Genomic DNA, 25,933 nt, shown 5'->3' with positions numbered 1-25,933 from the left:
CCGACGGGGCCGACCTCTTCAGAGCAGGCCGGCGCGTTCACTCAATGGTTGAAACGCTCCAAGGCATAGGGAGCCGGATCGGTGAACGTGGGCTCGCCGGTCATCATCTCGGCCAGCAGGCGTCCGGTGACCGGGCCGAGCGTCAGGCCGTGATGATTGTGGCCAAATGCGAACCAAAGCCCGTCATGTCGCGATCCCCGGCCAATCACCGGGCGCATATCGGGAAGACATGGCCGCGACCCCATCCAGGGTGTCGGTTCGATGCGGTTTTCGAGCGGAAAGATCTCGCGAGCCAGTGGTTCCGTGCGGTCGAGTTGAACCGGGGTTGGCAAGCTGTCGCGCGGCGCGAATTCGATGCCGGTCGTCAGCCGCATCCCATGCGTCATTGGCGCCAGCAGAAACCCGCCATCGACATCGATGACAGGGCGATTGAGAAAACTGTTTCCCTTGGTCTCGAAATGGATGTGGTATCCCCGCTTCATCAGCAGCGGGATCCTGTAGCCGAGGGGCCGGTAGACGATGTCGGACCACGGTCCCAGTGCCACCACGATCTCCGGGGCCCGTGCGGGCCCAATGTCGGTGGCGACGCTCCAGCCGCCCTTTTCCTGCTGCAACTTGCCGGCGTCGCCGCGCAGAAACACGCCGCCCTGGTCGACAAAGAGTTTTGCATAGGCTTTTACGAGGCCGCCCGGATCGGTTATCGTCGCGGGATCAAGCCAATGCACGGCGCCAACCAGCACATCGGAAAGATGAGGCTCGCGTTGCTGCAGGGCCTGCTTGTCGAGCACGTCATAGTTCAAGCCGAAATCGTGCAGCGCCGCAGCCGCATTGCGCGCCTTCGCGAATGTTTTCTCGCTACGGTAGCATTCGATCCAGCCGTTCTTGCGCAGTTGCGGTAGCACGCCTGCTTCTGCCATCAGGGTTTCATGTTCGATGACTGAGCGCTCGATGAGCGGCCACATATCCGCCGCCGCCCGGGCCAGTGGCTTGGGAGCAGATTCGCGCCAGAAGCGCCAAAGCCATGGTGCTATGCGTGGAAGGTAAGACCAATCGAAGTGGACGTCGGCGGAGCGGTTCAGTCCGTAACGCAGAAGTGTCAAAGGATCGCGTGGGACGCCATAGGGAATGACGCTGGAACGTTCGATCAGGCCCGCATTGCCGTAGCTCGTTTCCTCTCCGGCCATACGACGGTCGACTAGGATGACGGACCGGCCGCGTTGCAGCAGGTGAAGCGCGACTGATACACCGATAATTCCGGCACCGAAGACGATGACGTCCGCTCCATGCTTTGCTTGCGCCATCATCGTTTATGCCGTTGCTTTGCAATTGATATTCTTGTGGCGCCCGCGTGTTCCACGTCGAACGCTGGATCCGACCCATCTCGATGAAAACGGGATGGGAACTCGCATTCCCGGGTCATGCTCTAGAGAGCCATGTCGCGATCGAGCGGGAAGATAGGCCGAGGGACATTTCCATAGGGCATCCGGGCATAGTCCATGGTGCACAGCGCGCCGCTGTCGCAAACGATCACCTTGCCGGCGATGGGCTCGAAGGCGGCCCGGAAATGCTGCATCGATTTCAAACCGACCACGCGATGGCGGGCTGGATCGATGCCGAAGGCGCGAAACTGCTGCAGGTCCCGCATCTGCGACGGTTCGGTGACGACGAGGACAGCAATGCCCGCGATCCGCACGACCGCGGTCGGGCCGAAACTGAATTCCAGCCCGCCCAGTTGCGCGCCGTCACCGATAAGCTTGCCATCGCTGATGCGCAGCAGCGTGGCGGCGACTTCCAGCGGCCCACCACCGAAGCGGGCGTCAGTCTTGCCACCCAGCGCAAGCTGAACAGTCTCGCCAATGGTAGAATGGTGGAGCTGCCGAGCTGTTTCGGGGTCGACGATTGGCCCAAAACAGGCGTCGTCGACGCCGGCATCGAGGAGCGCCCTGAGCAGGCTTGTCGCGTCGCCATAGGCGCCGGCTCCGGGGTTGTCGGCATAATCAGCGACAATCAATGGCCGGTCGCCCCTGTACTGCCCCGCAATCTCGGCCGCCTCTTCCACCGTATGGAAGGTATTCAACACGTTGAAGCGATTATCCCAGATCTTGCCGGCAATGCTCTCGGCAAAGGCCTGATGCGGTGCGTGGTCGCCGTCATAGGTGACGAGCACGGTCGGGCCGACCTCGGGAATATCCGCGTTGGGGAAGGCGCCGTTGATGCTGACCGCCAGGGCGCCCGGTACCTTCTCATAGGCGCGCGCCTCGGCGATCCAGTCGACCATCGGTCCGACATCGGTGCGTCCGGCATTGGCCTCCTCCAGCATCGGACGCCGTACGAGAAGCGTCTTGGGACGCACTTCGCCGGCCATCGTCCGCTGCAGCAGTTCGCCGGCGTGACGCGCAATGTCGCGCATGTCGATATGCGGGTAGGTCTTGAACGACACCAATATGTCGGCGTGCTCGCACATCCTGGCCGTGACATTGGCATGCGGATCGAGCGTGACGGCGATTGGCAAATCCGGACCGACCACGGCACGCAGCCGCTCCAACAACTCACCCTCGCCATCCGGCGAAAAGTCGGTGACCATGGCGCCGTGCAGGCCGAGCATGATGCCGTCGAGGTCACCCTTGCGATCCCTGGCCGCCTGAACGATCGTCCCGCCAATACGGTCGAAGGCGTCGCGCGTTACCGGGCCGGCGGGTTCCGCACCAGCACTGACAACATGCTGGATGGTCCAGTGGTATTTGCGGCCGATGTCGAGGAAACCTGCAATCTCGGTATTGGCGTCGCCACGCGCGCGGACAGCGTCGTCGCCAAAACGGACGCCCTCGACAGTGAACGCGTCATAGTCGGTTTTTCGCACGCTGAACGTATTGGTTTCATGAGCGAATTCCGCCGTCAGGACACGAAAGGTCATGGCAATTTCTCCAAGGGGTGGTTCTGGTGTTTCGGATGGTCAGGCTGACGCTAGGGCCCGCCTGAATGACTACATGGTTCGGGGATCCGGGTCGCTGTGCGGCCGCGGCTCCGGTCATTCCATGTGGAAACGCATGTCGCTGACACGGCCATCGGCCACGCGCTTGATCATCCAATGGATATGATAGCCACCGGTCAGCAAGCGATAGCGCCGCAGGCATCCGGTGCCATCGCTGTCGTGGTGGACAGGTTCCCAGGGCATGGCCGTCGGATTCGCTTCACTGGCCGCCACGACCTGCTGAAGCCGTCCCTGGTCCCAAAGATGCCACGCTTGCTCGGTGAAGGAATCGCGCGATACGCGCTGGGCCACGATTGCTTGCCAGAGATGGCCGTCGCGTCGCGTCATACCCGGATCGACATCGACAATCGGCTCGTAGGGCGCCAGATCCGGATCAACGATCCCAGCCACGTTCTGGGCAATACGAGCGGTCTGGGCCTCGTCCATGTTGGCCAGCACGCAGACCGACAGATTCCGCGCCGGAAACCGTGCAATCTCGGCTCGAAAACCATCCCAGGTGCCGCCATGGCGAATTTTTCGATGTCCCCGGATCTCGGAATTCTGCCAGCCGAGCCCATAACCATTGAAGGATGTCCGGCCATCCTGCATCGAGGCAGGCTCAGACATCAGCTCCACGAGATCGCGGCGCAATACGCGCGGATTGTCCAGCTCCATTAGCCAGTGGGCGATGTCCCGGGGCGAGAAATAGAGCCCACCATCGCCTGTGCATTGCAAGGTGGGCGCTGCCCAGTATCGGTTGGTGAGGCGCCCGTCGCGCATACAGTAGCCGGCTGCCCGGTTCGGCACGATGTCGAACCATGACGCCTCGCGCGCTGTCGTCATTCCGACCGGCTCGAACAGTCGCTCGCGCAAAAGCTCGTAGTACGGCTTGCCGCTGATGCGGGCGACAATGATTGCCGCAAGAATGTAGCCGGTATTGCTGTACTGATATCCTTGTCCCGGTTCGAACAGCAGCTGCGCGCGGCTCGCCAGCTCAATGAGTTGCTGGTCGCCGTGGTCCTGCCACAGATTGATCGGCACGGCGCCGTCCTGGATGTCTGTCGGTGCGAATGTGATTTCGAAATTGCCAAATCCGCTCATCATCGAGAGAAGGTGGCGTATGGTGATGCCCGCCCAGCTCGGCGGACCCTCCGGGATGTAGGTCTTCAGCGGCTCGTCGAGCCCGATGCGGCCGTCCTGCAGTAATAACAGCACCGATGCCGCCGTGAACATCTTGCCGGTCGAGCCGGAGTGGAAAAGCGTGTACGGCCCAGCCGGCGTGTCGTTCTCGACATTGGCCAAGCCATATCCCGCAAGATGGATGATTTCCCCGCTTCGGACGACGGCGACGCCCAGCCCGGGAACCTTGCAGGGCTCAATTTCAGAAGACAGGTACTCGTCCAGTTCGGTGGAAAAAATCACGGCATTTTCCTATCGCGGAAATCAGTTCAATGGGTTGTGGCAAGCCACGCGTTGCCCGTTCTCTTGTGTGGTCAGCTCCGGCCGTATGCGACGGCAGATATCGGATGCCTGCGAACAACGGGCGGCAAAGGCACAGCCGGGCGGCAGGTCATAGCCGCTGGGAATCTCGCCGGTGAGGCGCGTGATGGTGCGACGCTGCCGCGGATCGGGCTCGAAGGTGCTGTCGAGCAGGGCGCGCGTATAGGGATGCGCTGGGACTGCATCGCTTTGCATGATTTCGACGATGCGGCCGAGATACATGACAAGGATCTGATCGCAGAAATAGCGGACCAGTCCGAGGTCATGCGAGATGAACAGGTAGGTCAGCCCCAGCTCCTGCCGCAGCCTGTCAAGCAATGCCACGATCTGCGCCTGCACCGACACGTCGAGCGAGGCGGTCGGTTCATCGAGCACGACAAGCGACGGGTTGAGCGCAAGCGCGCGTGCGATGCCGACACGCTGTTTTTGTCCGCCTGACAGCTGGTGTGGGTAGCTTTGCGCCAGTGCCGGGTTCAAGCCGACCATATCGAGAAGCGATGCAACGGTCTCGTCCGCGGATTTTGGCTTCATGCCCTGGATTCGAAACGGCTCAAGCAGCGCGTCCCTCACCGAGTAGCGCGGATCGATCGCCGAATAGGGATCCTGAAAGACCAGTTGCATCCGCTGCCGCAGCCGACGCAAATCGGCGCGCGACAGGGCCGCCATATCCAGCCCGTCGAATTGCACCAGCCCCTCGCTCGGCTGGATCAGCCGCAGGACCAGCCGCGCCAGGGTGGATTTGCCGCAGCCGGATTCGCCGACGATGCCAACGATCTGGCCACGCGGCACGCTGAAGGAAATATCGCTGACGGCCTGAAACACCTTTCGCTTGCGTAGCAGCCCGCCGTCGACGAAGCGGCGGCTGAGACCTTTTACGGTGAGAAGGTCGCTCATGCTGCCTCCGCCAGATGACAAGCCACGCCATTGCCGCTGGCCCCGATGGCAAGCCCGGGGATTTCAACACGGCAGCGTTCCGAGGCGAGGGCACAGCGCGGGTTGAACCGGCAACCCGGCGGCAGTGCCATGGCGCCAGGAACCATGCCAGGGATGGCGGTCATCGTGCCCCTCACCATGTCATGGCGGGGAATGCAGCGGATGAGCGCCTGGGTGTAGGGATGACGAGGGTGCTCGAAGATCGCATTGACGTCAGCAAGCTCGACCACCCGCCCGCAATACATCACGGCCACGCGGTCGCAGGTCTGGGCAACGACACTCATGTCGTGGGTGATCAGGATCAGACCCAGCCCCCGTTGCCTCACCAGATCGACGAGAATTTGCACGATCTGGGCCTGGACGGTGACGTCGAGTGCCGTGGTCGGTTCATCCGCGACCAGCAGTTCGGGGTCACCTGCCAGTGCCATGGCGATGACGATGCGCTGTTTCATGCCGCCGGAGAGCTGGTGTGGATAGAGGGTATAGACAGAGGCAGGATCGGGAATGCGCAGATCCGCCATCAGTTCCAGGCTTCTCGCCCGTGCCGCGCGCCGGCCAAGGCCAAGATGAAGACGGGCCGCCTGGTCGATCTGCGGTCCGACCCGCATCATCGCGTCAAGCGAGGTCATCGGGTTTTGCGTGATGAGCGCGATCCGCCCGCCGCGCAGCCGGCGCAGTTCTCGTTCGCGCGTGTGCACGAGGTCGGCGCCATCGAAGCGGATACGGCCGGCCGCTATCTGGCCACCAACCCGTGGCAATAATCCCATGATGGCTGTGGCGGTCAATGACTTGCCAGAGCCGGATTCGCCGACGACGCCAAGGATCTGGCCGCGATCGACACTGAGAGTGACATCATCCACCGGCGAGAGAGAACCGAAGCTGATCTGCAATGCGTCCACTGTCAGAAGCATCTTACGCCTCCCTGATTTTGGTGCGGACATCGAGCGCGGTGATGATCGCGTCGCCGAACAGGTTCAGAAAAACCACTGTCAGGGCGACCGCCAGACCAGGGACCAAGATAACCCAGGGAGCGATGAACAGCTGGGCCGTGCCGGAACTCATCATCGCGCCCCAGCTTGGCGTCGGCGGCTGCGCCCCCAGCCCGAAGAAGCCGAGCGTCGCTTCGAGGATGATGGCGTCGCCCGTTGCCAGCATCGCCGCCACCAGCACCGGCGTCAGGGCGTTGGGCAACAAATGCGAGAACAGGATATGGGCGTGCCCAGCACCGAGGCTGACCGTGGCCTCGACATAGGTCTCGCTCTTGAGGGACATCACCTGGGTCCGAGTCAATCGGGTGAATTGCGCCAGGTAGGCGATGGCGATGGCGAGCACGACTCCGTACAGGCCGGGCCCGACGATCGCCACCAGCATCAGTGCGATCAGGATCTCGGGAAACGACCAGGTCAGGTCGACCGCGATCATCACCACTCGGTCGAAGGCGCCGCCGAAATAGCCGCAGGCAGCGCCCAGGATCAGGCCGAGGAACACCGAAATACCGATCGCCGTGACGCTGACGGACAGCGAGGTTCGGGCACCGGTGATGATGCGTGACAGCACGTCGCGACCGAATTCGTCTGTGCCGAACCAATGCACCACCGAAGGCGCATGGTTCATGACCGTCAGATTCTGCTGGTCGTAGGGGAAGGGCGATAGCCACGGCGCGAGCAGGGCCGCGGCGACCAGAAGCAGGAGAAAGGCGCCGGAAACTCCACCTTTCAGGGTCGAGACCGCCTTGATGACCGCCAGTGCGCGACGGCCCATCATGACCGTGCCTCGCGCTGGCGCGGATCCATCGCGGCCTGAACGACATCGCCCATCAACGTGCCGAGAATGACGGCCATTGCCAGCATGAGAAGACAGCCTTGCACCAGGGGATAATCGCGCTGGTTCAGCGCCCTGATCAGCAGTGAACCCAGGCCGGGTCGGGCGAAGACATATTCGACCGTGACCGTGCCGCCGAGGATCCAGCCGATGCGCAGACTGAGGATGGTGACGACGGGAACCATGGCGTGGCGCAGCACATGGCGCAGTTGGATGACCAGTGGCGACAGCCCCTTGGCATGCAGCAGCATCACGAAGTCCTGCCTTGCCGTCTCGACCATGGCGATCCTCGTCACCCGTGCCACCAGGGCGATGCCGCCAAGGCCGGTTGCCAGGACCGGCAGGATGAGCGAGGACCAGCCGCGCGCTCCCGAAATGGGCACCCAGCCCAGCCAGACGGCGAAAACCAGGATGAGCAGCAAGCCCAGAAAAAAACTCGGCACGGTCGAGCCAAGCAGGATGACGCCGGTAATGCCGTCGTCGAGGCGCGTACCCTGAAAGCTGGCGGCAACGACGCCCGCGACAATGCCAACCAAAGCGGAGAACAACAACGCCGCCGCACCCAGCTGCAAGCTGTATGGCAGGTTCTGGGCGATCAGCGCGCTCACCGGACGGCCCTGCACGATGGAGGTTCCAAGGTCGCCGGTCAAAAGCCGTCCCATCCAGACGAAATACTGCTCGGCGAGGCCGCGATCGAGGCCGTATTTGGCGGCAATCTGGAGCCGCTGCGCCGGGGATGCCCCCGGGCGCAGAAGGTTGTCGATGGGGTCGCCCGGCACCAGATGGATGATCAGGAACACGACCAGGGAAACGACGAAGAAAACCGGCAGCAGCAACAGAAGCCGCTTCAGCGTGAAGGCAAGCATATCGCGTACTCGATCCCGGCCGTTATGCTACCGTTTTCATGTCGACGAAGGTTGGTTGCGTCAGTTGGGGACCGCGCACTTTCTCCGGCACTTCGAGCAATGTGTTGTTGAACGCCACGTTCTGCAGGGGCTCGTGGACGGGCACGAAAGCGAACTGGCTGAGCAGGCGCTCATGGTAGTGCAGGAAGTTCGCCACCCGCTCGTCTCCGGTCTTCGATTGGTGCATGGCGATGTCATGCAGTTCCTGGGATTTGGGATCGTCCCACATAGTGGAATTCGGATAGGGAATATTCTTGGAACTGTAGAACCAGTCGAGAATGTCGGCATTGTTCCAGTCGTAGTGACGCACCGCCAGCTGGTGTTCGCCCTTCTTGAGGTGATCACGTATCGTGCTGCTGTCGAAGGTGACGATCTCCACATCCATGCCAAGTGCCTTGAGCTGGGCCTGGACGATCTCGCCTGTCCGCCTGAACTCCGTCTCGGATTGGGTCGACAGCTTGATCTTGAGAGCTTTGCCGTCCTTGGCCCGGATGCCGTCGCTGCCGCGCGCCCAGCCCGCCTTGTCAAGCAACTCATTGGCCTTGGCGATGTCGTAGCGAATTTCGAATTTTGGCTCGACTTTCGATTCCGCCAGCGAGCTGATCAGGAACTGGTGCGCTTCCAGACCGACGCCGCTGAAAACGCTCTTGAGAATGGCGCTTTGATCGATTGCCAATGCCGTCGCTTGGCGCAAGGCCATGTCGGAGAAAGGCTCCGATTTGCTGTTGAACATCAGATAGGTGACGCCAAAGCCAGGCAGGCTCCTGAAGCCGATATTCTTGTCCGCCTGCATTTGCGGCAGGAACTCGTCGGGCACCCCGAGCAGCATGCCGACGCCGCCGGTCTTCAGTTCGAGGAAGGCTGTCGAGGCATCGGGAATTTCGCGCAGCGACAGACGCTTGATGTAGGGGGCGCCTTTGTTCTCGGAAAGGTCGCTGCCCCAGGCATAATCCTCATTGGCGACCAGCACGGTCTCCTGGCCGACGACAAGACTTTCAAGCTTGTAGGGGCCGGTTCCGATGGCCTCGTTGACACCGTAGCTGTCACCAGCCGCGTCGTAGGATTTCGGCGACGGGATGCCCATGAACGAGGATGCCAGATTGTAGATGAGGTTTGGCTCCGCCCGTTTCATGACAAAGCGAACCGTGTGCTCGTCGACAGCTTCGGCATGATCGATCGCATCGGTCAGATAGTCGTTCACGCTGCCCCGGTACTTGGCGATCCACCAGGTGACGGTGGCGGCATTGAAGGGCTCACCGTCATGAAAACGGACCCCTTGCCGCAGCTTGAAAGTCCAACTCATGCCGTCCGCGCTGGTTTCCCAGGACTCGGCAAGATGAGGATGGTAGGACTGGTCGACATCTTGCTCGACCAGGCGGTCGTAGATCAGGTACGCAGCGGTATTCAGTAGGGAAGCGCGAATTGGATCCTGATTGGGAGCCCCGACTTCCGAACTGCTGAGGACCAGCACGGCTTCGGATTCGGCGGCCCGCGCCGATTGACCTGCCCCCAGGCCGAGACCGGCGGCCAGCGTTATGGCCGATGTCGATGCAAGGAATTGACGCCGATTCATGTTCATCCTCCCCATTTGTTTTGGTGTCGCCTGCCAAAAGCAGCGCGCACGATCGTTCTTGCATAGCCAAGCGCTCACCAAGCCACGTCGGCATGGTGTTCTTTCCCGGCTATGCGATATTGCCTCCCTTGCCGCGTAGTCGTGGTTGTCACCCGTGACGCCGCGGCAATCTGTGTTCCGTGTTCAACGGTGCAATCAGGCTAAGTTGAAAAAAAACAAACGTCAAGTATGCTAATGACAGAAATCTTTCAAAGATGTAAGACTCTGACACCGGGAAAAAAATGACTGAATCGGTTCACCGACGACTTGCTGAAAGCCTCGCCACCGCCACCAATGCGGAAAAGGCGCTGGCCAACTACATGTTGGGAAATCTAAGCGGGTTGCCGTTCGAGACGTCCGCGACGCTGGCCGCCAAGGTCGGCGTCAGCGAGCCGACCGTGGGGCGATTTTGCCGTTCCCTGGGCTATGCGCACTTCAAGGATCTGAAAGCGGATCTCAGGGACAACATCGGCGTTCAGCCATGGTTGGCGGGCGACCGTCTCAAGGAGTTTCGCGACCGCAGCCTCAAGGGCGATATGCTCGCGCGCAGCCTGGACCTGGAGATTGCGGCTCTCCTGAGGATTTACGAGATTGCCAGCACGAAGGAGTGGGAGCGCGCGGTCAAGCGCATGGCAAACGTGCCCCAGTTGTTTGTCGCCGGGTTCCAGACAGAGCGCGGACTCGCGCAATACTTTGCCAATCAGATGCACTATCTGCGGCCAGGCGTTTACCTGGCCGATGTTGCCGGCGGGAATTTCAGTGAAATTCTGCTAGCGGCGCCAACGTCGGCTGCCCTGGTGCTTTTCGAGGCTCGGCGCTATTCGCGGCTGGCGCTCCAACTGGCGCGTGAGGCACGGCAGGCAAAGATGCCGATCACTTTGATCACCGATGCCTTCTGCGACTGGGGACGCGAACTGGTCGATGAAATGTTCATCGTTCCGACCGAATTTGGCATGTTTTGGGATTCGACCGCCCAAATGGCCAGCCTCGGCAATCTGCTTATCAACGGCGTCTTCAATGAACTCGGCGTTGCCGTCGAAGAGCGCATGAACAAGGTTTCAGCATTCCATGGAAAGTTCACTGGCTATGTAGGTGACTGACCAAAGCGGACAGCACCGGAGAGCATGAGAGCGGCACGACAAGGCAGGATTTCGCTAGGTTGTCACTTTGATCCTTCACTACGGCATGGCGGACAACTCGCCAAGAAATGCAAGATGTTGTGATACTTATCGTCGTAAAAATCGAAGGCACGATAAAATGAAAAAATAAGAATGGTTGGGGAGAGAGTTCCTTCCTGATCGTTTAACTGATCTGATGGATCGCCGGTTCAACGTAAGCCTGTTCAACTTCGCAGCGGCCTATGGCTCACTGAGGGGCCTAAATGGGCGGCCTATTAGAGCTGACGCACCATATTGCAGCGCTTGATAATCGGCAGTTCCGGTGACTTGAAGTCCGGGTGCGGCGCATCGTCAGCGCCTTTGCCGCTGGTGGATCATGAACACCCGCACCGCTCGCAGCAAAACGGTTGCGTCGCCCTCCACAAGCTTCGACCTTCCAAAGACATGCCGGGTCACCTGGATTGGCTCCGGTGCCAGTTCGCTGATCGCGACCCGACTTTGTGGTGAGATTTACCTCGACGTCCTCTTGACCAGAGCAGCGGCTGAGATGCTGTGTCCGGCACAGCCGCGGAAAAGATTGAAATCTGGAGTTGTGGCGCGCAAAGAGAAATTTCTTCAGAAAGCCCCTGATTTTTACTCCGAAGGCAGAGGTCACAGGTTCGAATCCTGTCGGGTGCGCCTTTCTCCTACAAGGAGATTGGCGTTCATTTTTATCCGCATCGTTTTAGCCCCCGCGCGGTCGGGCAGATGAAGGATGCCTCATCCAAGCCGGTTGGTCGGCATGCCTCGAGCGCCTGTCCGTACCGCGAACAGCCCGCCCTCATGCGGGTTTGCCTGCAGGTGCCTCGCGTTCATGGTAAATCGCGCCGACGTGACGAAGAGGGTATCGAAATTCTCGCCACCAAAGGCGCAACTCGTCGGCCAGCTACAAGGCAGCTCCACGACTTTGTCCAAAGCTCCGTCAGGTGAAATGCGAACGAGGCAGCCGCCCCCTGCAACGCGACAATTCCAGACATAGCCCTCCGCATCCATGCACGACCCGTCCGGCAGACCGCGTGGAAAGCCCGAGAAGAAAGGACGCCTGTCGGTTATTCGCGATTGCACCCTGTCCCAGTGGTAGCAAAAGATCTGGTTCTTCGTCGTGTCCGCCGTGACGAAGGTATCATCCGCCGTCCAGACCATCGTGTTGGTGATGCCGAAGCGATCGACACTGAGCGCCTCTACAATGCCGGCGATGTCGACGCGATAGATCCCCCCCGCATCTCGCGAAATATCGCGCGGAAGATCGTCCGGGCCGATATTGTTCTCCATGGTTCCAACCCAGAATGAGCCGTCTGGGGCGACCACGCCCTCGTTCAACCGTGTCTCCGGGCTGTCCGGTTCGATCGTCGCGATCGTCCTGAAGGTTTCCCCGAAATCCCACAGAGCCACGTCCTTTCGCAGCCCGACGATTGCGCCGCCGTCCCTGCGCAAGCCGACCGAGGTTGCGAGGTCCGGTGCTTGCCAGCTCTGGTGATCGAGATTGCCCGGATCAAGCTGGTGGATACGCCGCCCGATGATATCCACCCAGATCAGTGTTCTCCTGTTTTCGTCCCAGATCAGACTCTCCCCGACGATATCCCGGGCATCGAACACGAAAATCGCCTGCTCTCCGCTATCCATGCGTTCCCTCGTTTGTCGCGCTTGTTGGCTTCACTTGACAGACAGCATTTCACAAAGGTATACGCATTTCAAGAAAACATGTCATACAAGTTGAGGGCAAATGGTAGCCAATCGCAACATAACGCCAGAGGAGACCAATCCCGGCCTGGTGAGCGCCGCCATTCAGGCCATCACTCAACACATCCGCCTCGAGGGGCTCGGCCCTGGCGACCTTTTGCCCAGTGAAGCCGACATGACCCGCAGGCTCAGCGTCTCGCGGACAGTGGTGCGGGAGGCGTTTCGATCGCTATCGGCGATGCGCCTGATCGACATGAGCGCCGGTCGGCGCGCGAGTGTCGCCAAGCTCGATACTGGTGCCATGTCGATGGTGATCGAGCACGGCGTCACCACCGAACAGATCAGCGTCCACCAGGTTTATGATGTGCGCCGCACCATCGAAATGCGCACGGTGGCGCTCGCCGCACTGCGGCGGAGCGATGCCGAGGCGGTTGAAATACAAGAATACGCGCGACTGATGCGCGAGAATTATCGTGCGCCCGAGATCGTCATGGAACACGACATAGCATTCCATGAAGCGATCGCTCGGGCCTCTCATAACCCGGTGTTCTCGTTGATCATCACCGCCTTCAGCGGCGTCACGCGACGCACCTGGGTGATCGGTTGGCGTACACGCGCTTCCGAGGAAGATCAGATCAAGATGATCGAGGGCCACGGAGATATTGCTCGGGCGATCATCGCCGGGAATCCGCAACTCGCCGCCGAACATATGGCCGCGCATTTCGACAAAAGCGTCAAGGCGCTGACTGACGCGGGGATCGCATGAAAATCCGCTCGCTCGAAACCATCCGCATCGAAGAGCGGCCCAACCTGCTCTGGGTCGAGGTCCATACCGACGAGGGCATCACCGGCCTTGGCGAAACCTTCTTCATGGCGCGCACGGTCGAGGAATACCTCCACGAATATGTCGCGCCACGCGTAATCGGCCGCGATCCGCTCCAGATCGATCTGCTATCCGCGGATCTGGTTGGCTATCTCGGTTTCCGCTCGAGCGGCGTCGAAGTCCGTGGCAATTCCGCCTTCGACATCGCGCTCTGGGATATTTTCGGCAAGGTGACGAACCAGCCGATTGCGCAGCTTCTTGGAGGCTTTTCACGGCAGTCCATTCGTACCTACAACACCTGCGCTGGCACCGAATACATCAAGGACGGCAAGGGACAGACCACCGCAAATTATGGTCTCGGCACAAGGCAAGACTACGACGACCTGAACGGGTTTCTCCACCGCGCCGACGAATTGGCGGCAGAGCTCCTTGAAGACGGTATCACCGCCATGAAAATTTGGCCCTTCGACCATGCCGCCGAGAAGAGCAGGGGGCAGGATATTACCGCCGCCGACCTCAAAGCCGCGTTGCAGCCCTTCGAGAAGATCCGTAGGGCTGTCGGCGACAGGATCGACATCATGGTCGAGTTCCACTCTATGTGGCAGCTCCTGCCGGCAATCAAGATCGCCAAGGCGCTCGGACCCTATGGCACATACTGGCACGAGGATCCGATCCGCATGGACAGCCTCGCCGATCTCAAGCGCTATGAGGCCGCGAGCCCGGCGCCGATCTCGGCGTCAGAAACTCTAGGTAGTCGCTGGGCATTCCGGGATCTCCTGGAGACTGGTTCCGCAGGCATCGTGATGCTGGACATTTCCTGGTGCGGCGGGCTTTCGGAAGCACGCAAGATCGCCGCGATGGCGGAAGCCTGGCACTTGCCGGTCGCCCCGCACGACTGCACCGGGCCAGTGGTTCTGGCGGCGTCCACGCATCTGTCCCTCAATGCGCCCAACGCACTCGTACAGGAGAGTGTGCGGGCATTTTACCGGACCTGGTATCGCGACCTTGTGACCGCGCTGCCGGAAGTCAAGGACGGCATGATCACCGTGCCGCCTGGCCCAGGCCTCGGGCTGGAACTCAATCCCGACCTCGGTCGGGCCTACACCGTCCATCGCCGTGTCTCCGACAAGGCGGACATCTGAAGAACACTCAACGGGAGGACTAGTAATGAAACGACTGACTGCAACGCTTTTGCTCGCGACGACGCTGCTCGCCGGGCCTTCCATCGCCAGCGCCGACGGGCTCAACATCGTCTTTACCCACCATTCGTCGGCCTCGAACACCTTCTGGCAGGCGGTGAAGAAGGGCTTTGACGATGCCTGCGGCAAGGTCGAGGCCAAGTGCAACATGATCTTTACTCAGACCGAAGGCTCGGTCGAGCAGCAACTCGCCAATATGCGCGCTGCACTTGCCGCCAAGCCGGATGCCTTGCTGACCTCGATCGTTGACGACCACGCGTTCGATGACGTCATCAAGGAAGCGCGCGCCGCCGGTGTGCTGGTGATTGCCGTCAATGTCGATGACACCGAGGGCGCCAAGGGCAATGCACGGCAGGCCTTCATAGGGCAAGGTTTCAAGCCGGCGGGCTATTCGCTCGGCAAGGCGATCTCCGAGAGCTTCCCGAAAGAAGGACCGATCAAGGTTCTGGTCGGCATTTCCGCTCCCGGCCAGAACTGGTCGGAAAGCCGCGGCGCAGGCGTGATGCAGTTCCTTGAAGAATACAAGGCGGCCCATCCCGACCGCCAAGTCTCCTGGGAGCGGATCGACAGCGGAACGGACCTTGCGGTGACATCCGATCGTGTCGGCGCCTACCTTAACGCGCATCCCGACACCACCGCCTATTTCGACACCGGTTTCTGGTGCGCGGGCGTTGCGCGATCGCTGCAGGATCGTGGCGTAGCGCCCGGCAAGGTCCTTCTTGGCGGCTTCGATCTGGTGCCGGAGGTTCTGCAGCAGATGCAGAAGGGCTATGTGCAGGCCCTGGTGGACCAACAGCCCTACATGCAAGGCTTCATGCCGGTGATGGAAGCCTACCTGAACAAGAAGGTGGGCCTGGCACCCTCCGACATCGACACGGGCCAGGGCATCGTGCGCCCGGATCAGGCCGACGCGATCATGACGCTCTCCGCGCAAGGTCTGCGTTAAGCCCACGCAAACCATGTGTTCGCCCGACAGCGCTCGCGCTGCCGGGCGGTCCCTTGCCTCGATTTTCTGGAGCCTGCATTGAAACGCCTCGTCAAGACCTATCTGGAAAAGCCGGAACTGGCGGGATTGATCCTGCTGGTGCTTCTGGTGGTGATTTTCGAGATCCGCTCGAATGGCGTGTTCCTCAACCAGGACAACCTTCGTGGCATGCTCGGCATTTTGCCGGAGACGGGCCTTGTCGCCATCGGTGTCACGATCTTGATGATCAGCGGCGAGTTCGACCTGTCGGTTGGATCAGTGTTTGCGCTGATGCCGATGTCCATGGCCGTCCTCATGGTTGAGGGCGTGCCTTTCCCGCTTGCCTTGCTGGCCGGCCTTGTCGTTTGCGCGGTGATCGGCTTCATCAACGGTTATGTGACGATCTGGTTCGAGATCCCGAGCTTCATCACCACGCTCGGTATGCTGTTCATCGCCCGGTCGCTGACGATCGTGGTCTCGGGCGGGTTTCCACCGCTGCTTCCCGCCGATCTGCCAAACTGGCTGTTCACCTCGTTTGTCGGTCCCGGCCACATGTTCCGCATGTCGTTCCTGTGGTTCGCCGGAATTGCAGTGCTGACATCGCTGATGCTCTCCAGAACCAATTTCGGCAACTGGATAAAGGCCACCGGTGGCTTTCATCCAGCCGCCGCCTCGATGGGCATCCCGACCGCAAGGGTGAAACTCGCCTGCTTCATGCTTTGCTCGATGCTGTCCGGTTTCGCCGGCATGTTGCAGGTGCTGAGACTGGGCTCGCCTTTGCCCTCCATAGGCGAAGGGCTGGAACTCCAGGCAGTGGCAGCGGCTGTCATCGGCGGCGCCTCGCTCGCAGGCGGCATCGGCACGGTCGCGGGCGGTATCATCGGTACGATCCTCATCCGCATCATCGACAACGGGCTTGTGCTCTCTCACGTCGACGCGAACTGGTTCAAATTCGCGATCGGCTTCCTGACTATCTTCGCCGTCGTCGCCAATGCCTGGATGCGCAAGCGTGCCAAGGCGATCAAGATGGAGGGCTGAGGCATGGAAGACGCGATCATCTCCGTTCGCAATCTTCACAAATGGTACTCTGGCGTCCATGCGCTCAAGGGCGTGAGCCTCGACTTCAAGCGGGGCGAGGCGCTCGGGCTGATTGGCGACAATGGTGCCGGCAAGTCGACGCTCATCAACATTCTGTCGGGCGTCCATACAGCTGACGAGGGCGAGATCCTGGTCGAAGGCAAGCCGGTGCGGATCGCCCGCCCTCGCGATGCGATGAACCTTGGTATCGAGACCATCTACCAGTACAATTCCATGGTTCCCACCATGTCGATTGCCAGGAACCTGTTTATCGGCCGGGAACCAACTCGGTTTTCCGCATTCGGGGTTGGCGTCCTCGACCAGAAGAAGATGGGTAGCGAAAGCATCAAGGCGATCGCCAATGTCGACCTACATCTGCGCTCGCCCGACGCACTGGTAGGTGAACTGTCAGGCGGCCAGCGGCAGGGCGTCGCCATCGCACGCGCCATGCATTTCAAGTCGAAGGTGATGATTCTTGACGAGCCGACCAATCACCTTTCGGTCAAAGAGACCAGCAAGGTGATCGGCTTCGTACGTGGTCTAAAGGCACAAGGGGTGACCGGCGTTTTCATCAGCCACAACATGCATCACGTTTTTGACTGCTGCGATCGTGTGGTCGCGATGGCGCGCGGCGAGGTCGTGCTCGACAAGCGCATCGAGGAAACCTCCATCGATGAAGTCCACAGCGTGCTTTGAGGAGCGGGGGAATGGTGATGACGAACCTTTCCGGCAAAGTTGCGCTCCTAACGGGCGGTCTGGGTTCGCTCGGCCGTGCGCAGGCTGCCGCACTTGCTCGCGCCGGCGCTCGCGTGCTTTTGCTTGACCGCCCCGAGAATGTCGAAGGACCCAGGATCGTAGCTGAATTGGCGGCGGCCAACACGGGCACGATCATCTATATCGGTTGCGACTTAAACCAGTTGGCAGAAGCCGAAGCGACGATCAAGGCGCTCGCCGACGAAGAAGGCGCGATCGACATTCTGATCAACAATGCGGCGCTCATCATCAACCGTCCGTTCGAGGAATTTTCGCTCGCCGAGTATGAGGACCAGATCCGTGTGAATTCGTCGGCCGCCTTCGCGCTGGTGCGCGCCTGCGCTCCTGGCATGAAGAAGAAGGGCCACGGGAGGATCGTCAATTTCTGTTCGGTGACGCTGAACGGCCGCTGGGACGGTTACGTGCCCTATGTAGCCTCGAAGGGTGCCATGCTGGGTCTCACGAAGTCGCTGGCGCGGGAATTGGGCCCGCACGGCATCACCGTGAACGCGGTGTCGCCCGGCGCCGTCGTTTCCGAGGCGGAGGAGCGCGTTTTTGGAGAAAGGCTCAAGGAATACAATGACTGGATCCTGACCAACCAGAGCCTGAAGCGCCGCATCGAGCCGCGGCATGTCGCCGATCTCGTACTGTTCCTTGTTTCCCCGGCCTCGGAGATGATCAGCGGTCAGAACATCAGCGTCGATGGCGGCTGGTAGCCGTGGCGGTCCGTCGATGACGAACGGCGATGCGGTAGAACTTGGCGATGGGCGTGCAAGCCTGGTCGTGAGCCCGCGCGAGGGCGCTGCCATCCTGCGCTACGACGCACTCCGGCCCGGCCGGGCGCCCACGCCTCTCGTTAAGCCATCGAAGGGTATGCTGAAGTTTGGGTCTCAGCTGCTGGTTCCATGGTCGAACCGAATTTCCGGCGGGGGGTTCGAGTTTGAGGGGCGCTTTCATGCGATAGAGCCTAATGTCAAAGGCGAGCCGTATCCGCTCCACGGTGATGGCTTTCAAAGGCCGTGGCGGCTGACGCGGCTAACCGGCACGGAAGCGGTGCTGGCGCTGGAGGATGGGGCGGTCGGCCCCTATCGCTACCATGCGACCGTCCGCTACGCGCTGGAGGACGGCGCGCTGGCTGCTGTCCTGACCGTCGAGAACCGGGCAGCTATCCGCTTGCCCTACGGGATCGGCTTCCATCCGTGGTTTCCGCGCGGCCCGAACACTTCGCTCCGAGCGCTTGCGCAAAGGGTCTGGCTGGAGGACGATCGCCACTTGCCGACACGGGTTGTATCGCTCGCCTCCCGCTCGGACTGGGATTTCTCGCAAGCTGCGCCGCTTCCCGACACCTGGGTGAACAATGCCTTTGAAGGCTGGGACGGACGCGCCTCGATCGTCCAGCCGGATGACGCTATCGTCGTCACGGTCGAGGCATCCCCGTCGCTGAATGTCTTCGTTCTCTATTCGCCAGCGCGAGACGCCGATTTCTTTTGTTTCGAACCTGTCTCGCATACGGTGGACGCCCATCACGCCGGCGGCCTGACCACATTGGAACAGGGTGGATCGATAAGCGTGCATATGCGTCTGTGCTGGCATGAGCTGTAGCATCAGGCCGGCAAGCGAAGCGGTGTCCAGCGGCGTCGGCGCAAGACGAATGGCGTTCTATCTGTCTGCCGCCCTAGCGCATGCTGCTTTGGAGCGAATCGACTTGAAAAAGAGACCACGAGCACTTCAAGATGTTGAATCATCTTGCCTTATGGTGAGAGAACAATGACGAACATGACGGTTCTGCCTGACGATGGCGTTTTTCTCGGTCGCGCCAGGGCGGGCGACGCTTCGCACCCACTTGTGGTCACGGTGCACGATGGTACGGTCTTCGACATCACGTCGGCCACGGCGCCAACCGTTCGCGATATCGGCGAAATGCCGGACCCTGCCGGACACGTCCGCTCAGCCAAAGGCAAGCCGATCGGTTCGCTTGACGCGATCGCCGCCAACAGTTTCGAGAGTGTCCGCGATCCCGCACAGCCATACCTGCTCTCGCCGGTCGACCTGCAAGCGGTCAAGGCATCGGGCGTGACCTTCGTCGTCAGCCTGCTTGAACGGGTCATCGAGGAACAGGCCCGCGGTTCGGCCGAGAGGGCCGACGCCATCCGCGCCGACATTGCCGGGCTGATCGGCCATGACCTGTCGAAGCTCAAGCCCGGTTCGCCGGAAGCGATCGAGATCAAGGCCAAGCTGATCGCGCGCGGTGCCTGGTCGCAATATCTGGAAGTGGGCATCGGGCCAGACGCCGAGATCTTCACAAAATGCCAGCCGATGGCTTCGGTCGGCTTCGGCGCCGATGTCGGCCTGCATCCGGTGTCGACCTGGAACAATCCTGAACCGGAGATCGCCATGATCGCCGCCTCAAGCGGCAGGATCGTTGGCGCAACCATCGGCAACGATGTCAATCTGCGCGACGTCGAAGGACGTTCCGCGCTGCTGCTCGGCAAGGCCAAGGACAACAATGCCTCGGCCTCCCTTGGCCCCTTCATCCGGCTGTTCGACGACACATTCTCCATCGATGACGTGAAGAACGCTGTCGTGCGCCTGAAGGTCGAAGGCGAAGACGGCTTCTTGCTGGAAGGCGCGAGCTCGATGGCCGAGATCAGCCGTTCGCCGGAAGAACTGGTTGCCGCCGCCATAGGCCCGCATCATCAGTATCCCGACGGGCTGGCGCTCTATCTCGGCACCATGTTCGTGCCGTCCAAGGATCGCGGCGAAAAGGGCGGGGGATTCACCCACAAGGTCGGCGACATCGTCACCATCTCGTCGGAGAAGTTCGGAGCGCTGGTCAACCGCGTGCGGCTGTCACCGGACTGCCCGCACTGGACCTATGGCGCCAGCCATCTCATGCGCGACCTCGCCAGGACAAACCTGATCTAATGCGAGGACAAGGGTGGGGCGACGCCACGGATCTTGCCACGCGTTCGACACTCGTGACGCCGAACTCCTACTGCTCTCCTGGGCCGGATCAGTCCGAGAACCATCGATTGCGACAGGGCCGGACCTGATTTTTCAAAATATTCCGGATGAGCGGCAAAGGCGGCGTCGAGAAACGCGAATATGCGGCGGAGGTGTTTCTTCATCGCGTCCTGCGCGCCGGCGACATCCCCTATTTCGATGGCGTCAACGATCGCTCTGTGCTGGTCGACGATGACCGGCAAGGTTTCTACCGACACCAGCAGGAGATGCCTGAATCGGTCCATCCGCAAGCCCTTTCTGGCGCTGTTCTGCCGAAGGCGTTGCGCTCTCCAATGCGGATGTTCGCCGGGATATCCGTTGAACCTTGCTATCCGCCACGGCGTCCAGTTTGCCTGGGGTTCTTGGAAGCTTTTCGAACGTTCCGCCTTGCGCCTCCAGCCGAATTACGGGCGCTTGTGAAAGAGATTGGGGCATCAAGGCACGCTATTGGGCAAGCTTGATCTTCGTGGCCTGCTGCCATAGCGAAAGCGTATAGAGCGCATTTGAAAAATGTATTACCTCCAAACTCCTGATTGCCCGATAGTCCCCCACGGGTTCCACTGAACTCAGCGTGCCCACGGCTCAACGCCCGGCACTAAGGGAGGATAAATTGACGACATTCGCAACCATGTTGCGATCGCTTGCTGTTGTCGCAACGATCGCCAGCTTCAGCCCCGCATTTGCAGGTGGCGTGGACGAGCTGCCCAAGAACATCCAGGACGAACTCTACAACAAAGACATGATGGATCCGATGCAGCCGCTCGCGGAGAGCGCCTACCGCGATTGGAAGCCAAAGAAGGGTCCGCCGTGGACGATCGGCTACGCGAGCTCGTATGCAGGCAATACCTGGCGCGCTGACGTCATGAAGCGCCTCCAGGAAGAGATTATTCCGAAGTGGAAGAAGCTCGGCCTGGTGAAGGATGTGATCATCACCCAGTCGAACCTGAACGACTCCACGCAAATCCAACAGATGCGCCAGCTCGTCGATCAGGGCGTCGACGCCATCATCGTTTGCTGCTCGAACCCGACCTCGTTGAACCAGACCGTCGAATATGCCCACCAGCGTGACGTTCCGGTATTCTCTGCCGTTGGCTATCTCACGTCCCCGTATGCGGTGAACACCTCGGCGAACTTCGTCGTGGGTGGCAGCATGCTCGGCGAGTGGATGGCCAAGCAGATCAACGGCAAGGGCAATGTCCTGGTGGTCGAAGGCATTCCGGGCGCGTCTGCTTCGGACTCGCAGAATGTCGGCGTGCTGAAGGCACTGGCGAAATACCCCGACATCAAGGTGGTGGGTCAAGTCGCCGGCATGTGGACAGACCAGGTTGCCCAGTCCGAGATCCAGAAGTGGCTGGCCACCAATCCGGGCGATCTGAACGGCATCATCATCCAGTCGGCGTCTGAACTCGGCGCCTTGCGCGCGCTGCAGCAAAGCGGCCGGGATATGGTCCCGTTCTCTATCGGCGGTGAGATCGGCGCGCTTTGCTACTGGCGTAACAACAAGGATTTTGTCTCACAGGCGATCCATGCCTGGCCTCCGGGCGACGACTTCGAGTTTGGCTGGAACGTCATGATGCGCACGCTTGAGGGCCAGGGTCCCAAGATCCAGTCGATCCTGACCAAGCCGCAGACCATGAGCTACGACCAGCTTGAAAAGGCCGTCCCGGCCGATTGCAGCGAAGATTCAGACGGCTGGTACAACGTTGGTGCCCAGAACTGGGCAGGCAAGGATTACCTGGACCAGTTCTTCCTGCGTCCGGCCGATCCCGAGGCCTTCAAGGCGAACTGACCAAGTCAGGTCTGGCCGCCCCGTCAACGCTGACGGGGTGGCATTTCCTTCATTCCGTGCAAGTCTAGCCGACCTACGTCGGCCAACTGGACCTATGATGTCGTACCCCACTGTTGAACTCTCTTCGGTCAGGAAGACCTTCGGGCCGACGGTGGCGCTCGGCGGCTGCAACCTGACGGCCTATGCGGGGGAGGTTCACGCGATCATTGGCGGCAACGGCTCGGGCAAAAGCACGCTGGCGAAGGTCATTTCAGGCGTACTTATACCGGACAGTGGCCAGGTTTCGATCCTCGGAAAGTCGGCAACGTCCCCGCACGAGGCACGGCAACTAGGCATCTCCAATGTCTTTCAGGAGGTGCTCGTCGCGGATGAGTGCTCGGTGCTGGACAACCTCTACCTGGGCGCGGACGGCCTTTTGGGCTCGTCCATGAACCGGGAAGAAAAAGAAGCCAAGGCAGCCGAGCTGATGCGCGAACTCCTCGGCTTTGACATTGATCTCTCCGGGCTGGTGGGTGAACTGCCCCTCAGCGTCAAGCAGTGGGTGACAATCGCCAGGGCTCTCCTGACGGATCCCAAGGTGCTGATCCTCGACGAGTCCTCGGCCGCGCTCGATTTCGATTCCACGGAGAGGCTCTTCCGCAAAATGCGGCAGCTCAAGCAACGGGGGGCAAGCATCCTGATCGTCACCCACCGCATCGCCGAGCTGGTGCGTATCGCCGACCGTGCGACGGTTTTGCGCGACGGCGTGGATGTCGGCAGGCTTGCGAAAGAAGAGATTACCGAGGCCAGGATCCTTGAACTGATTGCCGGGGCGGAGCGCAGCGGCACAAGCCGTGATCAACCGTTGCCGACGCGGCTCGGCGATCGGCCGGTCCTCCGCGCGACCGACTTTCGGGTTTGGTCAGATGCTTCCCCCGTCAATTTCACCGTGTATCCTGGCGAAGTTGTCGGGATCACCGGCTTGGACGGACAGGGGCAGGCGGATTTCGTAAAATGCATCGCCGGCATCCAGTATCCGATCGCCGGGCGATTGGTGGTGGTCAATGACGGCAAGGCCAGCGAGGTCATGGACCTCGCATCAGCGCGACGCAACAAAATCAGCTACGTTAGCGGCGATCGCAAGAAAGAGGGTATCTTTGCCAATCTGAGCATTTACGAGAACCTGCTGCTCCCCGTGTATCGCGAATTCCGGTCGGGTGGTGTGCTCAACTTCATAAACCGCACCAAGCTGACGCCGGTGTTTGAGTGGGAGTCCAGCAAACTCGCCGTCAAGATGGGGAGCCCCCAGAACCTGATCACGTCGCTGTCCGGCGGCAATCAGCAGAAGGTGCTGATTGCCAGGGCCTTTGCGGAAAAGCCAGTGGTTTTGGTGCTCAACGATCCTGCCCGCGGTATCGACGTCGGGGCCAAGCTGGATCTTTACCGCAACCTCAAGGAATTCGCTGCTCGCGGCAACGCCGTGGTCTTCCTGTCCAGCGAACTGGAGGAATTTCTGAACTTGTGCACGCGGGTTCACGTGTTTCGCAATGGCGCAATATCGACGGATTTCGAGCCGCCGTTCGATGGCCATGCCATCCTCAACGCCATGTTCGGCCGCCGCGCGACGGCGCGCTTGCCCGGCGAGGCCGCGGACGAGAATGGCCCAGGCAACCCGGTGAGGTTCGCTGAGAGCCACAATCCGAGACTTGAGCAGGGCAGGCCGGTGCCGAGGCCTGTGACGCTGCTGAACCAGGAGGAGGTGAACCATATGGCGGCAACACCATCTTTTGTGCTGAGTTGTCCCGATATCGCGCCGGGTAGCGTCATCCCCGACCGGTTCGCCGAAGACAACCGGCTTTCGCCCAGGCTCGTTTGGTCAGGTCCGCCGGAGGGCACGCGCAGTTTTGCCTTGGCCGTCACCGATCCTGACCTGCCGGAAGCATTCAATTTCCCGCGTTCGTTTGCGCACTGGCTGGTGGCGAACATTCCGGTCGAGGTCCGCGAGCTTGCAGAAGGCGCCAGTGGCAGCTTGCGGTTGCCGCACGGCGCTGCCGAGTTCAACAGCGACTTCGTGACATTCAAGATCCCGGGGTTCGGCAAGGGATATGGCGGCCCTTGGCCGCCGGACCGGGCGCACCGCTATTTCTTCACGCTCTATGCGCTCAAGGCGGACAGGGTCGAATTGCCGGCCGACGCCGATCTTGGAGCATTTGCGGCTGCAGTCATGCCGGTGGTCATTGATGCAGCGTCGTTCGTGGCAGTTTACGGGCCCGCGAAGAAGTCATTGCCCGGTTAGGAACGGGTCAGGAATTCCCCAATCAGGAGGATCATATGAGTAGATATGGAAGCAGGAGCAGCTTTGATCTGGAGTGGATCGAGCGATGGGCAAGGAAGGTCAACGATGACCGTATATTGCCGGTAGTCGGGCGCTTTTTTACGAGCAAATTCGTCCTGGGCTTCGATGACACCGAGTATTTGGTGGACGTTCGGGGCGGCAAGATTCAGAAGATTGCACAGGGCCTCACCCCGAATGATATGGGCGTAGAGTTCTGGCTCAAGGCACCGAGCAGCGCCTGGTCGAAGTTCGCCCAAGAGGTTCCGCCGCCGATGTTCAACGACATCTGGGCGATGGCACATCCGCTGCACAAGCAGCTGATCATTGAGGGCAATTCGCTCCCCTTCTGGCAGAATCTGCGGGCGCTGACGCGTATGCTCTCGCTGATGCGACAAGTTTAACGGCAGCGCAGGAGAGTTGTCATGAATACACACGATCCCATTGTCGGGCGTTACGTTTATGTCCAGTGCGAAGGCAAGACGTATCGCACCTACTACGAGGAACACGGCGAAGGCATTCCGATGGTGTGCCTACACACCGCCGGCACCGATGGCCGCCAGTACCGGCACCAGCTGTGCGACCCCGATATCAGCCAGAATTTCCGTGTCATCGCCTTCGACATGCCTTGGCATGGCAAGTCGATCCCACCGGCAGACTTCCACCTGATGGAAGACGAATACAAGCTCACGACCAAATTCTATTGTGAGTTCATTGTGGCGTTCTGCCGGGCGCTGGATCTGCGCAAGCCGGTCCTGATGGGCCAGTCGATGGGCGGCAACATCTGCCTGGCACTGGCACTGCGCTATGAAAGCGAGTTTTCCGCCTTCATCGCCCTTGAAGCATGCGACTATTCGCCGGGTTGGTGGATCGACCCGCTGCATCACCCCCACATCCATGGTGGCGAAGTGGTTGCGACCTCGGTGTTCGGCCTGATGGCGCCGCTATCTCCCGACGATTACCGCTGGGAGACCTGGTGGTATTACGCGCAGGGCGGCCCGGGCATTTTCAAGGGCGACCTGTATTTCTACAGCGTCGATTCAGATTTCCGCGACCAGTGCCAGAAGATCTCCGGGAAGGTGCCGATCTACTTCCTGACCGGCGAGTACGATTTCGCTTGTACGCCAGAAATGACCCAGCGCACCGCCGAAAAGGTCAAGAATTCGGAGTGCATCATCTTCGGCGGCGGTCATTTCCCGACGTCGGAAGACCCGGCAAAGTTCAAGGAGGTCATCTCCCCCGTGCTGAAGAAGATTCTCAGTGCGGATCCGGAGAGGCGCGGCCAAGGCAGCAACGCCCTGTCGGGGCGCAGCATTTCCGAGAGCCGGTCGTCCTCTCGCAGCGAGCGGCCCAACGAAGGCCGGAAGGTCATTGAGTTCTAGGTTGCGTTGGCAACGAAAGACAAATGTTGATGTCGCAGTCCAGGGGTTCCCAA

Annotated in this window: 23 protein-coding genes; 13 read left to right on the top strand and 10 right to left on the bottom strand. The window is 60.7% G+C overall.

The features are described 5' to 3' along the window. Nucleotides 1–41: 41 nt before the first annotated feature. The 8 genes from ABVQ20_RS15245 to ABVQ20_RS15210 form a co-directional block, all read right to left on the bottom strand. Nucleotides 42–1,304, bottom strand: a complete 1,263-nt coding sequence (locus ABVQ20_RS15245) for an NAD(P)/FAD-dependent oxidoreductase (protein WP_354460339.1) — start codon at nt 1,302–1,304, stop codon at nt 42–44. Between the two features lie 119 nt (nt 1,305–1,423). Then, complete coding sequence (locus ABVQ20_RS15240) at nt 1,424–2,914, bottom strand: M81 family metallopeptidase (RefSeq protein ID WP_354460338.1); 1,491 nt, start codon at nt 2,912–2,914, stop codon at nt 1,424–1,426. A gap of 114 nt (nt 2,915–3,028) precedes the next feature. Continuing rightward, the gene (locus tag ABVQ20_RS15235) at nt 3,029–4,393 is read right to left on the bottom strand and encodes a serine hydrolase domain-containing protein (protein WP_354460337.1); all 1,365 of its coding nucleotides are present in this window, start codon (nt 4,391–4,393) and stop codon (nt 3,029–3,031) included. Between the two features lie 21 nt (nt 4,394–4,414). Further along, entirely contained in the window at nt 4,415–5,365 is a 951-nt protein-coding gene (locus ABVQ20_RS15230) for an ABC transporter ATP-binding protein (RefSeq protein WP_354460336.1), read from the bottom strand. Then, nucleotides 5,362–6,315, bottom strand: coding sequence for an ABC transporter ATP-binding protein (locus tag ABVQ20_RS15225; RefSeq protein WP_354460335.1), 954 nt, complete (start codon nt 6,313–6,315; stop codon nt 5,362–5,364). Before ABVQ20_RS15225 ends, ABVQ20_RS15230 begins: the two co-directional genes overlap by 4 nt. A gap of 1 nt (nt 6,316) precedes the next feature. Beyond that, a complete protein-coding gene (locus ABVQ20_RS15220; protein WP_354460334.1) occupies nt 6,317–7,168 on the bottom strand; it encodes an ABC transporter permease in 852 nt (283 codons plus the stop codon). Further along, the gene (locus ABVQ20_RS15215) at nt 7,165–8,091 is read right to left on the bottom strand and encodes an ABC transporter permease (RefSeq protein WP_354460333.1); all 927 of its coding nucleotides are present in this window, start codon (nt 8,089–8,091) and stop codon (nt 7,165–7,167) included. The genes ABVQ20_RS15220 and ABVQ20_RS15215 overlap by 4 nt, the downstream gene beginning before the upstream one ends. 22 nt (nt 8,092–8,113) lie before the next feature. Next, nucleotides 8,114–9,703: an ABC transporter substrate-binding protein gene (locus tag ABVQ20_RS15210; protein ID WP_354460332.1), complete on the bottom strand. Its 1,590-nt coding sequence runs from the start codon at nt 9,701–9,703 to the stop codon at nt 8,114–8,116. 281 nt (nt 9,704–9,984) lie between these two features. Here ABVQ20_RS15210 and ABVQ20_RS15205 point away from each other — a divergent pair, with 281 nt between their 5' ends. Further along, a complete protein-coding gene (locus ABVQ20_RS15205; protein ID WP_354460331.1) occupies nt 9,985–10,842 on the top strand; it encodes a MurR/RpiR family transcriptional regulator in 858 nt (285 codons plus the stop codon). 777 nt (nt 10,843–11,619) lie between these two features. On the opposite strand, the gene ABVQ20_RS15200 is transcribed toward ABVQ20_RS15205, so the two are convergent. Then, complete coding sequence (locus tag ABVQ20_RS15200; protein ID WP_354460330.1) at nt 11,620–12,522, bottom strand: SMP-30/gluconolactonase/LRE family protein; 903 nt, start codon at nt 12,520–12,522, stop codon at nt 11,620–11,622. Between the two features lie 100 nt (nt 12,523–12,622). On the opposite strand from ABVQ20_RS15200, the gene ABVQ20_RS15195 reads away from it, so the two are divergent. From ABVQ20_RS15195 to ABVQ20_RS15160, 8 genes are all read left to right on the top strand, one after another. After that, entirely contained in the window at nt 12,623–13,345 is a 723-nt protein-coding gene (locus tag ABVQ20_RS15195; RefSeq protein ID WP_354460329.1) for a FadR/GntR family transcriptional regulator, read from the top strand. After that, on the top strand, nt 13,342–14,544 hold the full coding sequence (locus tag ABVQ20_RS15190) for a mandelate racemase/muconate lactonizing enzyme family protein (protein ID WP_354460328.1): 1,203 nt from the start codon (nt 13,342–13,344) through the stop codon (nt 14,542–14,544). Before ABVQ20_RS15195 ends, ABVQ20_RS15190 begins: the two co-directional genes overlap by 4 nt. 25 nt (nt 14,545–14,569) lie before the next feature. Then, complete coding sequence (locus ABVQ20_RS15185) at nt 14,570–15,547, top strand: sugar ABC transporter substrate-binding protein (protein ID WP_354460327.1); 978 nt, start codon at nt 14,570–14,572, stop codon at nt 15,545–15,547. A 78-nt stretch (nt 15,548–15,625) separates the two neighbouring features. Then, nucleotides 15,626–16,603: an ABC transporter permease gene (locus tag ABVQ20_RS15180; RefSeq protein ID WP_354460326.1), complete on the top strand. Its 978-nt coding sequence runs from the start codon at nt 15,626–15,628 to the stop codon at nt 16,601–16,603. 3 nt (nt 16,604–16,606) lie between these two features. After that, on the top strand, nt 16,607–17,338 hold the full coding sequence (locus ABVQ20_RS15175; RefSeq protein WP_354460325.1) for an ATP-binding cassette domain-containing protein: 732 nt from the start codon (nt 16,607–16,609) through the stop codon (nt 17,336–17,338). Nucleotides 17,339–17,355: 17 nt separating this feature from the next. Then, the gene (locus ABVQ20_RS15170) at nt 17,356–18,111 is read left to right on the top strand and encodes an SDR family oxidoreductase (RefSeq protein ID WP_354462185.1); all 756 of its coding nucleotides are present in this window, start codon (nt 17,356–17,358) and stop codon (nt 18,109–18,111) included. 16 nt (nt 18,112–18,127) lie between these two features. Then, a complete protein-coding gene (locus ABVQ20_RS15165) occupies nt 18,128–18,997 on the top strand; it encodes an aldose 1-epimerase (protein WP_354460324.1) in 870 nt (289 codons plus the stop codon). A 165-nt stretch (nt 18,998–19,162) separates the two neighbouring features. After that, nucleotides 19,163–20,320 carry a fumarylacetoacetate hydrolase family protein gene (locus tag ABVQ20_RS15160; RefSeq protein ID WP_354460323.1) on the top strand — a complete coding sequence of 386 codons (1,158 nt, stop codon included), beginning with the start codon at nt 19,163–19,165 and terminating at the stop codon, nt 20,318–20,320. Here ABVQ20_RS15160 and ABVQ20_RS15155 read toward each other — a convergent pair. Beyond that, a complete protein-coding gene (locus tag ABVQ20_RS15155) occupies nt 20,317–20,643 on the bottom strand; it encodes an FCD domain-containing protein (RefSeq protein ID WP_354460322.1) in 327 nt (108 codons plus the stop codon). The two genes, ABVQ20_RS15160 and ABVQ20_RS15155, sit on opposite strands and share 4 nt — an antisense overlap. A 383-nt stretch (nt 20,644–21,026) precedes the next feature. Between ABVQ20_RS15155 and ABVQ20_RS15150 the strand changes: the two genes are divergently transcribed. The 4 genes from ABVQ20_RS15150 (at nt 21,027) to ABVQ20_RS15135 (ending at nt 25,880) form a co-directional block, all read left to right on the top strand. Next, entirely contained in the window at nt 21,027–22,187 is a 1,161-nt protein-coding gene (locus ABVQ20_RS15150) for an ABC transporter substrate-binding protein (RefSeq protein ID WP_435528418.1), read from the top strand. Between the two features lie 97 nt (nt 22,188–22,284). Beyond that, a complete protein-coding gene (locus ABVQ20_RS15145; RefSeq protein ID WP_354460320.1) occupies nt 22,285–24,462 on the top strand; it encodes a YbhB/YbcL family Raf kinase inhibitor-like protein in 2,178 nt (725 codons plus the stop codon). Nucleotides 24,463–24,497: 35 nt separating this feature from the next. Then, nucleotides 24,498–24,902, top strand: coding sequence for a hypothetical protein (locus ABVQ20_RS15140; protein ID WP_140775079.1), 405 nt, complete (start codon nt 24,498–24,500; stop codon nt 24,900–24,902). Nucleotides 24,903–24,923: 21 nt separating this feature from the next. Next, entirely contained in the window at nt 24,924–25,880 is a 957-nt protein-coding gene (locus tag ABVQ20_RS15135; RefSeq protein WP_354460319.1) for an alpha/beta fold hydrolase, read from the top strand. Nucleotides 25,881–25,933 lie beyond the last annotated feature (53 nt).

The organism is Mesorhizobium shangrilense, from assembly GCF_040537815.1.
GTDB classification, from domain to species: Bacteria; Pseudomonadota; Alphaproteobacteria; order Rhizobiales; family Rhizobiaceae; genus Mesorhizobium; species Mesorhizobium shangrilense.
Note: the sequence above shows the minus strand (reverse complement) of the source record. Positions and strands in the feature narration are given on the sequence as shown.